At 44.5% G+C, this 12,651-nt stretch carries 11 protein-coding genes; 10 read left to right on the forward strand and 1 reads right to left on the reverse strand.

Features of this window, described 5'->3' with window-relative positions:
- Positions 1-32: 32 nt before the first annotated feature.
- Positions 33-2,708, reverse strand: a complete 2,676-nt coding sequence (locus tag DW938_RS10455) for a YfhO family protein (protein WP_181984421.1) — start codon at positions 2,706-2,708, stop codon at positions 33-35.
- A 231-nt stretch (positions 2,709-2,939) separates the two neighbouring features.
- On the opposite strand from DW938_RS10455, the gene DW938_RS10460 reads away from it, so the two are divergent.
- The 10 genes from DW938_RS10460 (at position 2,940) to DW938_RS10505 (ending at position 12,594) form a co-directional block, all read left to right on the forward strand.
- A complete protein-coding gene (locus DW938_RS10460; RefSeq protein ID WP_117877809.1) occupies positions 2,940-3,575 on the forward strand; it encodes a peptidylprolyl isomerase in 636 nt (211 codons plus the stop codon).
- 213 nt (positions 3,576-3,788) lie between these two features.
- Positions 3,789-4,568, forward strand: a complete 780-nt coding sequence (locus DW938_RS10465; RefSeq protein ID WP_022287636.1) for a transporter substrate-binding domain-containing protein — start codon at positions 3,789-3,791, stop codon at positions 4,566-4,568.
- 68 nt (positions 4,569-4,636) lie between these two features.
- Positions 4,637-5,329, forward strand: a complete 693-nt coding sequence (locus tag DW938_RS10470; protein ID WP_022287637.1) for an amino acid ABC transporter permease — start codon at positions 4,637-4,639, stop codon at positions 5,327-5,329.
- Entirely contained in the window at positions 5,316-6,041 is a 726-nt protein-coding gene (locus tag DW938_RS10475) for an amino acid ABC transporter ATP-binding protein (protein WP_038672295.1), read from the forward strand. The genes DW938_RS10470 and DW938_RS10475 overlap by 14 nt, the downstream gene beginning before the upstream one ends.
- Positions 6,042-6,178: 137 nt before the next feature.
- Complete coding sequence (locus DW938_RS10480; protein ID WP_038672293.1) at positions 6,179-7,528, forward strand: MurT ligase domain-containing protein; 1,350 nt, start codon at positions 6,179-6,181, stop codon at positions 7,526-7,528.
- A gap of 1 nt (position 7,529) precedes the next feature.
- Positions 7,530-8,270 carry a glutamine amidotransferase gene (locus DW938_RS10485; protein WP_118124744.1) on the forward strand — a complete coding sequence of 247 codons (741 nt, stop codon included), beginning with the start codon at positions 7,530-7,532 and terminating at the stop codon, positions 8,268-8,270.
- Positions 8,271-8,272: 2 nt separating this feature from the next.
- Positions 8,273-8,647: a hypothetical protein gene (locus DW938_RS10490; RefSeq protein WP_242992495.1), complete on the forward strand. Its 375-nt coding sequence runs from the start codon at positions 8,273-8,275 to the stop codon at positions 8,645-8,647.
- Between the two features lie 10 nt (positions 8,648-8,657).
- Complete coding sequence (locus DW938_RS10495) at positions 8,658-10,367, forward strand: DNA mismatch repair protein MutS (RefSeq protein ID WP_117877817.1); 1,710 nt, start codon at positions 8,658-8,660, stop codon at positions 10,365-10,367.
- Between the two features lie 86 nt (positions 10,368-10,453).
- Positions 10,454-11,557: a TraB/GumN family protein gene (locus DW938_RS10500; protein ID WP_181984422.1), complete on the forward strand. Its 1,104-nt coding sequence runs from the start codon at positions 10,454-10,456 to the stop codon at positions 11,555-11,557.
- A 41-nt stretch (positions 11,558-11,598) separates the two neighbouring features.
- A complete protein-coding gene (locus DW938_RS10505; protein ID WP_118124748.1) occupies positions 11,599-12,594 on the forward strand; it encodes a TPM domain-containing protein in 996 nt (331 codons plus the stop codon).
- Positions 12,595-12,651: the final 57 nt, after the last annotated feature.

A 12,651-nucleotide genomic window follows, 5' to 3' on the forward strand; every position in this document is an offset into this window, starting at 1 on the left:
CGCCCCTATAATATAGACCTTGTGGAGTATTATCAGCTATAAATATTCAGTATGCAAGGTGCAACATAAACCACTATCATCACAATGGTTCCCGCACCGATAACAGCCACAAGTGCAGCGGCTTCCATAGTTTCTCCGAATTTCAGTTTCTTTCTTATGAAGAAATATCCCACTGTCAGCGCAATGCCTACGATAGTCAGTGCAAGACCTGCATAAAAGCCCTTTGGCACGCTTGTTACAGTTATGGTGTTCTCGCCCTCCTGCAAGTCAAAGCTTACAAGGTCACCGAAAACCTTGTCATATGAAACAGCCTTGCCGTTGACCTTTATTTTCAGACCCTCCTGATATGGTATCTGAAGCACACATTTCTGTCCTGCCTTTGCGTTCACGCTTCCTGAAAGCTTGCCGTCACTGTCTGTAAGACCGGCGGTCTGAACCTGTTCAAGTGCCTTTTCAAGCACATTGTGGTGAAGCCCGAAAACGCCATAGGAACGGCAGCCTGTGATGCCTTTTTTCAAGGTCACACGCACGTTGACGTGTTCATTTTCAAATTCCCCAAGCTTCAAAAGCCCGTTGCTCGATTGTGACGGATAATCCATCTGCATTACCTGACCATTCACTGTTACCATGAAGCTTCCGTTTATATCCTCGCTGAGGCTGTTTGAAAGCTTGTCGAAGCAGTCAAAATAAAGTGTCTGCTTGTCTGTCACATCTATGCTGTAGTCCATGTAGGCTACATTGCCTGTGGTGTTGAAGGTGTAGTTCGGTTTAAAGTTACTGTCGTCCTGCACACCATAGATCGTGGTGTATTCGTAGTCTGTGATAAGCTCGTCACCGTTGCCGCCGAAAAGCTGTTCAAAAAGCTTCTTCTGAACGTTGCTTCTTGTGCCTGTGGAAAGCTCCCCGCTGCCGCTCAGGTCAGCGTTGGTCACAATGCCAAGGGGGAGATAGTATTCTGTCGGCACTATCTCGTAGGTATCGTTTGAATATACAGCGTCAGCCGAGCCTGTACTTTTTTCAATAAGATATTTTACTGACAGCAAAGCGTCAGTAAGCTCCGTTCCGCCATATGAGCCTACCTCCATCCAGTAGGAGGAGTAACCAAGCTGCTTCATCATGTACATATAATCACGGCTTGTGAGGGAGGTGTAGTGGCTCAGGGAATTGTAGCCCATTGAACCGACCAGATTGACCTCAAAAAGCTTGCTTGCGGTCTTTACTCTGTAAAAGCCCTCTGTTTCGTCAAGTCTGTCTGAAAGATCCATTATCTTCTGATGATTAGCCGCACGCTGTGGATTGTTCACGCTAGGGGATACCATATAAATATTCACGTTTGCGTAGGACTCAGCCGCAACGAACATTGCAAGGAAGATCGCAAATATCTTCTTTGATATCCAGCCCTTTTTGTGTAGCAGAACGACAATCGCATAAAATGCCGCCGCCACAATGAAAAATTCAAGGCAAAGCTCAAAGGCGGTGCTGTCCTGCCAAAGGCTTGAGGTGTATTTTGATATTCCTGAGCGGTTGTTTTCAACAAAGCCCTCTGAGAAGTTGTAAAAGCCGTAGATAAGTGCCGCAAGTATCAGGAATATAACAAAGTGGTCGCAGTTTTTCTTTCCTTTTGCCACTGCGTTTTCCGATGAAAGAAAATATCCTGCGCAGATAAGTGCAAAGAATATGGTGATGAAAGCGTATCTGCATGGGAACGACATATAGCTTCCTGTGTGCCACATAAGGTTCGCAGGCTCTATTAAAATAGGTACGAGCATCAAAAAGAGCATTATAAGGTCGGTGTTCAAACGCTTGCTGCGTTTTTTGCCGTCAAGAAGAAATACCGCAACTATCACTATCACCGAAGCCGTTGACAACAGCAGGCAGAAGGTCGTGTAGTAGTTTGTGATGAATGAAGAAGTCTCAAGCTGTTCGATAACTGATTTAGAACGTCCGCTTGACAAAAACTGCAGGAAGCATGGTATCCATACCACCGCTGAAAGCAATGCACCAAGGAGCGAGCCTATAACAAATCTGCATGGAACGTCCTTGTATTTTTCTTCCTTGCGGTAACGCCAACAGCAAAGCGCCATGAAAAGCAGTATGAAAACAACTATCATGTAGCTGATGTAGTAGTTCACTATCATCATAAGTGTGAGCATGACAGTGTATGGGATAATGCGCTTTTTCTCAAAAAGCTCCCTGAACGCCACCATAAGAAGCGGGAAAAGATACATCATGTCGAGCCATATGTTGTTCTGATAATAGAGCATTCCATAGCCGCAGAATGCATATATGACGCTGAGTACAGCGCCAATGTAAGGGTCGAGCTTTTTTTGACAGGAGCGGAAATATATCTGCGCCGTGACAGCCGCTGTCATCATTTTAAGCACTGTGAGAATGTTCACAAGGTAGATGATGTCAGCCTTGTCAACAAAAAGCACAAGCAAAGTGTAGGGGCTTGCGATAAAGAAGAAGAAAACGCCCCACAGGTCCATTCCTCCTGCGTTGTGGAAGTTAAGGAACATTCCGTCCTTGCCTGTGAAAATATCCTTGAAGTCGGTGAGCAGGGGTATCACCTGCTGTGACATATCACACCATGATACAGTGCCGTCACCAAAAGGGTAAAGCCCATGCCGATAAAAAGCAAATCCCATTATGAGCAATACAGCCAGAGGCGGGATGATAAAAGGCAGAGCTTTTTTCAGTTTATCCATTTTGTTCAGTCCTCCATACATAACATAGTTTTTATATTTTTCTTTAAAAAACATTATAATTATACTCCATTAAGAGCCGAAAATCAATATTAAATAAGCCAACTTTAGGCTTCATATGATGAAAATTATGTGAAAAACATGGTCTGATGTTGATTTTTTTGCAGTGAGGTGCTATAATAGGCTAGTGAAAAGGCAGAAGTGCCATTAATAATGATCGAAAGGACGATAAAAATGAAACTTAAAAAGCTATTCAGAGCATTGGCTCTTTGCACAGCAGGCGTGCTTGCCTGCGCAGTTCTTACAGCCTGCGGAGATAAGGGTGACAGCTCATCACAGACCTCTGCGGCTGACACTGACAAGAAGTTTGTTATCACGCTTTATGCCAATGACGCACCTATAACCTGCGAGAACTTCGAGAAGCTGGTAAAGGAAAAGTTCTATGACGGACTTACTTTCCATAGAGTTGTAGACGGCTTTATGGCACAGGGCGGTGACCCTAACGGTGACGGCACAGGCGGAAGCAAGGAAACTATCAAGGGCGAGTTCTCGGCAAATGGCGTTGAAAACAGCCTGAGCCATACAAGAGGAGTTGTATCAATGGCAAGAGCCAATGATATGAACAGTGCTTCAAGCCAGTTCTTTATCTGCTACAGCGATAAGGATACCTTCCTTGACGGACAGTATGCGGCTTTTGGCATGGTAACAGAGGGCATGGACGTTGTTGATGACTTCCTCAAGGTGGAGAGAACAACAGGTTCAGATAACGCACAGTCAAAGCCTGTTACGCCTATCAAAATTGTAAAAGCTGAAATGATAGACGATGACGCAGACGGCAACCACAGAGTTCAGTTCACAATGGATTTCTAAGCTGATTTTCACAAAGAGGTGTCCCCATTGGGTGGATACCTTTTTTGTTTACTAAAATGGTTTGGCAAAACAAAAAATTCATAATTTATATATCAAATCACTGATAAAAGCTATTGCAAAAAGCCGTGTGTTCAGTTATAATATATGATATAGGTTTATGCACAGTCGGTATCGTAGGGCTGTCGCTATCAATTTTTGAAAGGAATGTATGTTATGAAGAAATTTGCAGCAGGACTTATTGCAGTGGCAATGAGCGTTACAATGCTTGCAGGCTGCGGAGTGCCTGCTAATACAGTTCACAGCGTTGACGATCTGGAGGGCAAGACTATCGGTGTTCAGCTTGGAACAACAGGCGATATTTATGCCGAGGACGTTAAGGACGCTAAGGTAGAAAAATACAACAAGGGTGCTGACGCTGTTCAGGCTCTGAAGCAGGGCAAGATAGACGCTGTTATAATCGACGCTGAGCCTGCTAAGGTTTTCGTTGAGAAGAACGACGATCTTGAAATACTTGACGAGCCTTTCGCTGAGGAAGAATACGCTATTGCAATGAAGCTTGACAACACTGAGCTTCAGACAGCTGTCAACGGTGCTCTCAAGGAGCTTAAGGCTGACGGAACGCTTGACGCTATCAAGGCAAACTACGTTGGCGAGAACGCTGGCAAGAACCCATACAAGTCCCCTGACAATGTTAGCAGAGATAAGGGTACGCTTGTAATGGCAACAAACGCTGAGTTCCCTCCATACGAGAGCAAAGAGAACGATAAGGTCGTTGGTATCGACGCTGATATGATGCAGGCAGTTTGCGACAAGCTTGGTTATGAGCTTAAGATAGACGATATGGCATTTGATTCTATCATCTCAGCCGTTCAGTCAGGCAAGGCAGACGTTGGCGTTGCAGGTATGACAGTTACACCTGACAGAGAGAAAAACGTTCTTTTCTCTGACACTTACACATCATCAAGTCAGGTAATAATCGTAAGAAAGAAATAATTTTTCACACTTCGGCTGTCGTAGAGCGGCAGCCGAAATTATTTTGATAAAGAACAGGAAGTGCTGAATTGAACAAATTGATCGACGATTTCCAGCAAAATTTTTTGGACGAGAGCCGTTGGCATTATCTTACCAATGGTCTTAAAACAACACTTATCATAACCTTCTTTGCGGTCATACTTGGCTTTGTGTTGGGATTTCTTGTGGCTATAGTCCGCTCTACTCATGATAAGACAGGCAAAATGAAGATACTCAACGCCCTTTGCAGAGTGTATCTTACAGTGATAAGAGGAACTCCTATGGTAGTTCAGCTCCTTATAACATATTTTGTTATTTTTGGTAGTGTGAACATAGACAAGACTCTTGTGGCTGTGCTTGCATTCGGCGTGAACTCAGGCGCATATGTGGCTGAGATAGTCCGTTCAGGTATCATGTCAGTTGACAACGGCCAGTTTGAAGCAGGAAGAAGCCTTGGCCTTAGCTATCGTCAGACAATGATATCAATAGTTCTTCCGCAGGCTTTTAAAACTGTTCTGCCTGCCCTTGCAAACGAGTGCATAGTTTTGCTTAAAGAAACCTCTGTTGCAGGATATATCGCTATTCAGGACCTTACAAAGGGCGGAGATATAATCCGTTCTCAGACGTTCTCGGCATTCATGCCGCTTATAACAGTTGCACTTATTTACCTTATAATGGTAGTCGTGCTTACTCATCTGGTAGGAAAGCTTGAAAGGAGGCTGTCGCAAAGTGATAGACGTTAAACATCTCAGCAAGTCTTTCGGCGAGGTCGAAGTGCTGAAAGATATAAACGAAACTATCGACAAGGGCGAAAAGGTCGTTATCGTTGGTCCGTCAGGCTCAGGAAAATCCACCTTTCTCCGCTGTCTTAACCTTATGGAAAAGCCGACCTCAGGTGATATATTCTTCGAGGGCGAGAACATCACTCAGGCGAACGAGCATGAAATGAACAAGCTCAGACAGAGAATGGGCATGGTTTTTCAGCATTTCAACCTCTTCCCACATCTTACTATAAAAAAGAATATCACTCTTGCCCCTGTGAAGCTTGGCCTTATGACAGCCGATGAAGCCGACAAAAAGGCGGAGGAGCTTTTGGAAAGAGTTGGTCTGCCTGATAAGGCTGACGAGTATCCTTCAAGGCTCTCAGGCGGTCAGAAGCAGAGAATAGCCATCGCACGTTCACTGGCGATGAATCCTGAGGTAATGCTCTTTGACGAGCCTACTTCCGCACTTGACCCTGAAATGGTGGGCGAGGTGCTGGAGCTTATGAAACAGCTTGCAAACGACGGAATGACAATGGTTGTCGTTACCCACGAAATGGGCTTTGCAAGGGAAGTTGCTTCGAGAGTTCTGTTTATGGCAGACGGAAAAATACTCGAGCAGAACAAGCCGTCAGAGTTCTTTGCACACCCTGAAAATCAGCGTTTGAAAGATTTTCTCTCAAAAATCATATAGAAGCCAACACCGCACAAGGGGCGCCTATCGCCTTTGTGCGGTGTTTTTTTGTTTGCAAAGGTCTAAAATGCTTGACATTATGGGCGTTATGGTCTATTATTATTTTATACGACTTTATTTTAATAGGAGATATATAAATGAGTTTAAAAAATGCTTTCACCATTATTTTCGGCAAGCTTATGGTAAAAACTCTGCACCTGCTTGGCAGGGACGCAGGCAACTTTCCCGGGCTTGTGCTGTGGACTATAAATAAAGACTGCCTTAAGGCTTTCAAGGTGGATTGCCCTATCGTTGCTGTCACAGGCACCAATGGCAAGACCTCTGTTACAAACTATCTCAGCCATATTTTTGCAAGCGGTGGAAAAAAGATAATAACAAACCCGGAGGGCAACAATCTTGATACGGGCATATGCTCACTTTTGCTCAATCACTGCGATATGAGGGGAAGAGTCCATGCCGATTATCTCGTGCTTGAAACTGACGAGTCCCACGTTCCTGTGGTCTATTCAAAGCTCAATTTGCAGACCCTTGTTCTGCTGAATTTCTTTCGTGACCAGCTTGACAGAAACGGCGAGGTGGAAACACTCATTCTCAAGGTGAAAAAGTTCCTAGAAACATTTGAGGGCAATGTTGTTCTCAATGCCGATGACCCTAACGTGGCAAGACTTGGGCTTGCTAACCCTAATAACAAGAATATCCACTATTTCAGCGTTGACAGATATCAGGGTGCAACGGATAAGCCTTATGAGGTGGGCGAGGGCAAATTTTGTCCTTTCTGCGATACTGAGCTTGTCTATGACTATTATCAGTATTCACATATCGGCAAGTTCCATTGTCCAAAGTGTGGTTTTGGCAATATCGAGCCTGAGGTGGAGATAAAGAACGTTGACCTGACTGTTCCGTCCTTTGAAGCAGACGGGGAAACATATAAGACCGCTCATAACAGTATCTATTATATGTATAACATGGCGGCTGTCTATACTGCCGCAAAGCTCTATAATTTTGATAAGGCTATATTGCATGACACTTTCGAGCATTTCGAGGTCAATAACGGCAGACTTGAACGCTTTGAGGTTGACGGCTCAAGCCTCCTTGTGAACCTTGCTAAAAACCCTGTTGGCGCAAACATGACCCTGCGTGTGATGAACGAGCAGGCAGGCTCAAAGGAACTGCTTTTTGTCCTTAACGATAACCTTGCAGACGGCCATGACGTTTCTTGGATATGGGATATAAACTTCTCTGTGTTCAATAATGTTGACCGAGTTGTGACTTCCGGTACAAGAGCATACGATATCGCAATAAGAATAAAATGCTCAGGCTATGACCCTGACAAGATATTCGTTTATCCTGATCTTGACGAAGCAACAGCGTCACTCTTCTCCACAAAGGGTGATAAGTTCGCCATAGCCAATTATACTGCTATCCAGCCGACAAGAGCCGCAATAAAAAGATACAAGAGCCTGAAAGAAAACGGGGAGGAAAAGTAAAATGGAAAAGCTGAAAATTCTTCATATGTATCCTAATATGCTTGACCTCTATGGCGACAGCGGCAACGTTGAAGTGCTTTCTTACCGCTGTAAAATGCGTGGCATAGAGCTGGAAGTTTCAAAGCATCTTATCGGTGACAAGAAAACTGATTTCACCCAGTATGATATCATCTACCTTGGCGGCGGTGCTGACTTTGAACAGCAGATACTTGCCGATGACCTTGTTTCCTGCAAGGACAGTATCATGGAAGCTTATAAGGCAGGAACATTTTTTCTGATGATATGCGGCGGCTATCAGCTCATGGGTCAGTATTATAAGGACTCAAACGGCGAGAAAGTGCCTGGTCTGGGGCTTTTTGATTACTATACCGTCGCCTCTACCGATAAAAGATGCAGATGTATCGGTAATATCGTTATAGAAGCTCAGCTTGACGGAGAAAAATACAAGGTCATAGGCTTTGAAAACCATGGCGGACAGACCACCAACGTAAAGTCGCCCTTCGGAAAAGTCCTTTCAGGCAACGGCAATGAGTTTGAAAGCAGTACCGAGGGCTATATGGAAAAAAGCGTTATCGCAACCTATCTCCATGGTCCGCTCCTGTCTAAAAATCCAAAGGTCAGCGATTATGTTATTTCATACTGCATGAGCCGTAAGCTTGGCGAAAAGTATATCCCTGCACCTATAAACGATAAGCTTGAAGAGGATTGCCGCAAACAGCTTTTTGAAAGACTGGGTGTGTAAAAATGTTTTCACTGTTCAAAAAGAAGCAGGCTCAGAGCGAGCCGCCTCTGAAAAAGAAAATAAAGGATATGAAGTGCAGAAAAATAAACTACGTTGACGAGGACTTTGATACCCTCGCTTCGGAAATGTCTGCCGACCCGAAAGCTATTCTCAGGCTCAAGCCTGTGAACTATTATGCCATAAAAAATAAATATATTATGGGGAAAGTTTATACGTCTGAGGACTATCAGGAGAACTATGTGCAGTTTTTCAGATACGAGTATGACCACGAGTGTGGAAAAACTGATATCTACCCCCTAAGTGCAGAGCTTATGTCAAAGGCTCTTGCAAAGGTGGGCATAATAATAGACCTGAAAGCCCTTGCCAAAGACCAGTGAGGAAACGAAAATGGCTTCAAAACTTGACGAATTTGATATGAAAGCCCCTGTGGCTGACCTGCTTTATCCCTCTGTGGAAAAGCACAACGCAATGAAAAAAAGAGCTGCCGCCCTTGAAAAGCTCCCTAGAGCGTTTGTTGACAATCTGGAGCTTGAAAAGGTGGCTGATTTTATCACGCCCCATTACCAGTATCGTGTAATGAGGCTTTTTTGTGAGGTTTGCGACGATGAGGAGGTAATAAACTACCGCCTTGATATCCTTGATGATTTCATAAGGCTTCCGTCATTGTCTGCCACCATACGCAAGGTGATAAACGTCATGGTGGAAAATGACAGAAAGAACATCTATAATCTTACTACTCCCGACAGCTTTTCACAGCTTGATGATGCCATAAGCGGCTTTGACGCTTACATACAGTGCATGGAGATAATGCACGATTTTTATGGAAAAATGAAAGACAAGATATGCTCAGAGGGCGTAAAAAAGCTTTTTGCGTTCTTTGAGGAGCATTATGGTGACAAGCATTATATATCCCTGAAGGGTGAGATAGAGAAGCTTAAAAAGGCACTCTATGACCGCATAAGAAGCGTTACAGTCGCCATAAACCTCGATGAAAGGCTAGTTCCTGTTTCAGCAGGCATTATAGAGCTTTCAAAAGAGCGTTACGATATAAAGCCGTCCCTTGTTGACAGGATACTTTACCATGGGGCAAAGTTCAACGATAAGGCTGTTGTGAAAAATCTCAGAAAAAAGTATAATGACAGCGAGGTGTCTGACGATAAGCTTATCAACACTGTGGATAAGACCCTTTTTGACGAGCTTAGCGATCTTACTGATACTTTTGTGAAAATGATAGATAAGGTGCTTGCTGAGTATCAGAAAGCAGGCATTGCCGATATGCGCTATATAGACTATCAGCTTGAATACTACATGGGCGCAGTGGCTGTGATAGAAGCCTGCGAAGATCAGGGGCTTAAAATGTGCCGTCCGAAAATTCTTCCTGCAGGTGAGAGAAAAGCCGTTATAAAGGATATCTTTGACCCTGTTTATTTCCGTGAAGCCAGGATATATAATCTTGACCACAAGGAGAAAAAATCCGTTGTCACAAACGATATCACCATGGGAGGTGACAGCGAGGGCTTTTATGTGCTTACGGGCGCAAACAATGGCGGAAAGACCACATTTCTCCGTGCGGTCGGTCTGTGTCAGATAATGGCGCAGACAGGACTTTATGTGCCTGCTTCATACTGTGAAATTTCCCTTGTGGACTATATCTACACTCAGTTTCCACAAGAGGAAAAAACAGGTATCGACACAAGCCGTTTCACCACAGAGATAAAAGAGTTCCGTGAAATAAGCGACACTATCACAGCAAACAGCCTGCTTCTTATGAACGAGTCTATCCAAAGCACAACCCCCAGGGAGTGCGTTGAAGTTGCCTGCGAGCTTTTGAGGATATTCTGCAAAATGGGCGTAAGAGGAGTTTTTGCAACACATCTTGTGGATATCGCATACAAGACCGTGGAGCTTAATAAAGACAGTACCCTCAGAACAAAGCTTGCAAGCATTGTTGCCGACGCAGATGATGAAACAGGAGAGCGAAAGTATAAGATAGTCCGTGGAATGCCCCGTGACAACAGCTTTGCTCAGACTATCCTTAAACAATACGGCATAGATATGGAAACGATAGAAAAGCGTATAAGAGAGAATAAAGCCTGACTATTACAAAATTGTAACCATACTTGAAAATTTCTTTGATGTGTGATATACTGAAACATACAACTATGAAGACAGGAGATAAAACCATGAAAAAGATACATAGAACATTGAGCCTTTTTACAGTCGCTGCAATGTGCACCGCACTTCTCTGCTCATGCGGAGAAGTGCCCGACAGTTCACAGACCGACAGCAGCTCAAAGGCAGCCACAACTACAACAGCCGACACAACGGCTGATACAACCACCACAGGGGAGGCGAGCAGTACAGCTTCTGCCACTTCTGCACCTGACAGCAGTGTTTCAGACAGCTCATCAGCGGTAACGGACGATACAAAGACGAACGGCATAACACCTGCTATGTGGAAAGTGACCTCACCTGAGGGCAACACAATGGTGATGCTGGGCTCTTTCCATGCACTGAAAGACGAGTGCTATCCGCTCCCTCAGGCAGTAACGAATGCGTATAATAATGCCGATATCCTTGCGGTGGAGTGCGATATAACCTCCACAAGCGAGGACGGCGAGTATATGAAAAATCTTATGAAGCAAATGCTTTATAATGATAACACAAAGCTCAGCCAGCATATTTCCGAGGAAGCATATTCTGCCCTGAAAACATATCTCGGCTATTGGGGCATGGATATTTCCGCCCTGGAGGTCTACAGACCATGGGCTGTTTCAAGCACTCTTGATACCCTGCTTATTCAGGATTCCGGCTTTGACACAGAAAAGGGTCTTGACAACTACCTTCTTACCACCGCCCATGCAGACGGCAAGGAGATATACGAAGTTGAGTCGGTGGATTTTCAGATGAATCTGCTCATAAACTTCTCTGACGATATCTATGACCTTATGTTCAGAAGCTTTGAGGGCGAAACTAAGGAAAGCCAGAAGCAGGCTCTTGAAGACCTCTATACCGCATGGAAGTCGGGGGATATCGAAACCTTCCTTGAGGAAGACAACGAGGAGGAGCTTGCAGGCTATACCGAGGAGGACAAAAAGACCGCCGAGGATTATAATAACCAAATGCTCTATGACAGAAACAAGAACATGGCAAAAGCCGCCGAGGATCTTATGTCTCAGGGCAAGAACGTGTTCTATGTAGTTGGAGCGGCACACTATGCAGGCGAGGGAGGAATAATCGACCTGCTTGAAAAAGACGGCTACACAGCCGAGCGTGTGCAGTATTGATGGATTTATAGATTTGTATAGGGAAAAGGGGTAAAAAATAAATGCCACATTCATCAGGGGGAGGCTCTCACAGCGGAGGGTCACACAGCGGCTCAGGCTTTTCCGGCTCTTCATCAAGCTCGGGAGGGTCGAGTGCTAAACACATAAAGCACACAAGCTTTCCCGGGGCAAGAAGATACGTATATTATGAGAACTATCGTCCTGTCTATGTCTATGCCGACTATGATATCCGCAAGGGAACCGCTTCAGGTAAGTTTTTCAGTATACTTGGCAGTGCTGTCAGCCTGCTTTTTGGTATTATGCTTCTTGCCATGTGCTATGATAAGCCGCAAAAAATGGATACAAGTCCATCTTATCACTGCGAGATAAAGGATACGGCAGGGGTCATTGATGATAAGGACAAGGTGCAGAATGCAATTGTTGATTTCTATGACGAAACCGGCATACCCGTGGAGATAATGACAGTGAACAACGAGGATTGGCAGGGAAGCTATTCAAAGCTGGAGGACTTTGCCTACGATATGTATGTGACGGAATTTGACGACGAGGAGCATTGGCTGGTGGTCTATTCTGAACCTACATCTCCTGACCCTGATTTTAACGATTGGTACTGGGAGGGTATGCAGGGCGATGATACCGATAATATCATAACTGTAGATGTAGCAGACGATTTCAAAGATCTTATGCAGAAATATCTTACCGCCAACAGCCGTTATGATGTCAGCTCTGCTATAGCAGCGGCTTTTGATGAAACTACGCCAAACGTTATGGACGGTCATGTAGAGTGGCTGTTTGTGATATGGGGACTTCTCATGTCAGGTATCGGGGCTTATGAGATATATCAGACGCTTATCACGAATAAAAAGGCTTACCGAAGCGCAGTGAAATGTGCAAATGACGCAAAAGAGGACACCTGCGAATACTGCGGAAACGTCTATGTTATCGGCACTTGTCATGAGTGCCCACACTGCGGAGCACCGCTCAGACCACATAACGTGGAAACAGAACAGCCTGTCGCAGATGCTGCAAAAAAATAAGAAACCTGCTAAGAAAAATCAATAGGCAAAATGAACAAAGTTGAGAAAAGAAGCAAA

The sequence above is a fragment of the Ruminococcus sp. AM43-6 genome, from assembly GCF_003461785.1.
In the GTDB taxonomy this organism is placed as follows: domain Bacteria; phylum Bacillota; class Clostridia; order Oscillospirales; family Ruminococcaceae; genus Hominimerdicola; species Hominimerdicola aceti.

Coding starts and splice junctions, on each gene's coding strand:
- DW938_RS10455 (WP_181984421.1), bottom strand. CDS start 2,708: ATGGATAAACTGAAAAAAGCTCTGCCTTTTATCATCCCGCCTCTGGCT.
- DW938_RS10460 (WP_117877809.1), top strand. CDS start 2,940: ATGAAACTTAAAAAGCTATTCAGAGCATTGGCTCTTTGCACAGCAGGC.
- DW938_RS10465 (WP_022287636.1), top strand. CDS start 3,789: ATGAAGAAATTTGCAGCAGGACTTATTGCAGTGGCAATGAGCGTTACA.
- DW938_RS10480 (WP_038672293.1), top strand. CDS start 6,179: ATGAGTTTAAAAAATGCTTTCACCATTATTTTCGGCAAGCTTATGGTA.
- DW938_RS10485 (WP_118124744.1), top strand. CDS start 7,530: ATGGAAAAGCTGAAAATTCTTCATATGTATCCTAATATGCTTGACCTC.
- DW938_RS10490 (WP_242992495.1), top strand. CDS start 8,273: ATGTTTTCACTGTTCAAAAAGAAGCAGGCTCAGAGCGAGCCGCCTCTG.
- DW938_RS10495 (WP_117877817.1), top strand. CDS start 8,658: ATGGCTTCAAAACTTGACGAATTTGATATGAAAGCCCCTGTGGCTGAC.
- DW938_RS10500 (WP_181984422.1), top strand. CDS start 10,454: ATGAAAAAGATACATAGAACATTGAGCCTTTTTACAGTCGCTGCAATG.
- DW938_RS10505 (WP_118124748.1), top strand. CDS start 11,599: ATGCCACATTCATCAGGGGGAGGCTCTCACAGCGGAGGGTCACACAGC.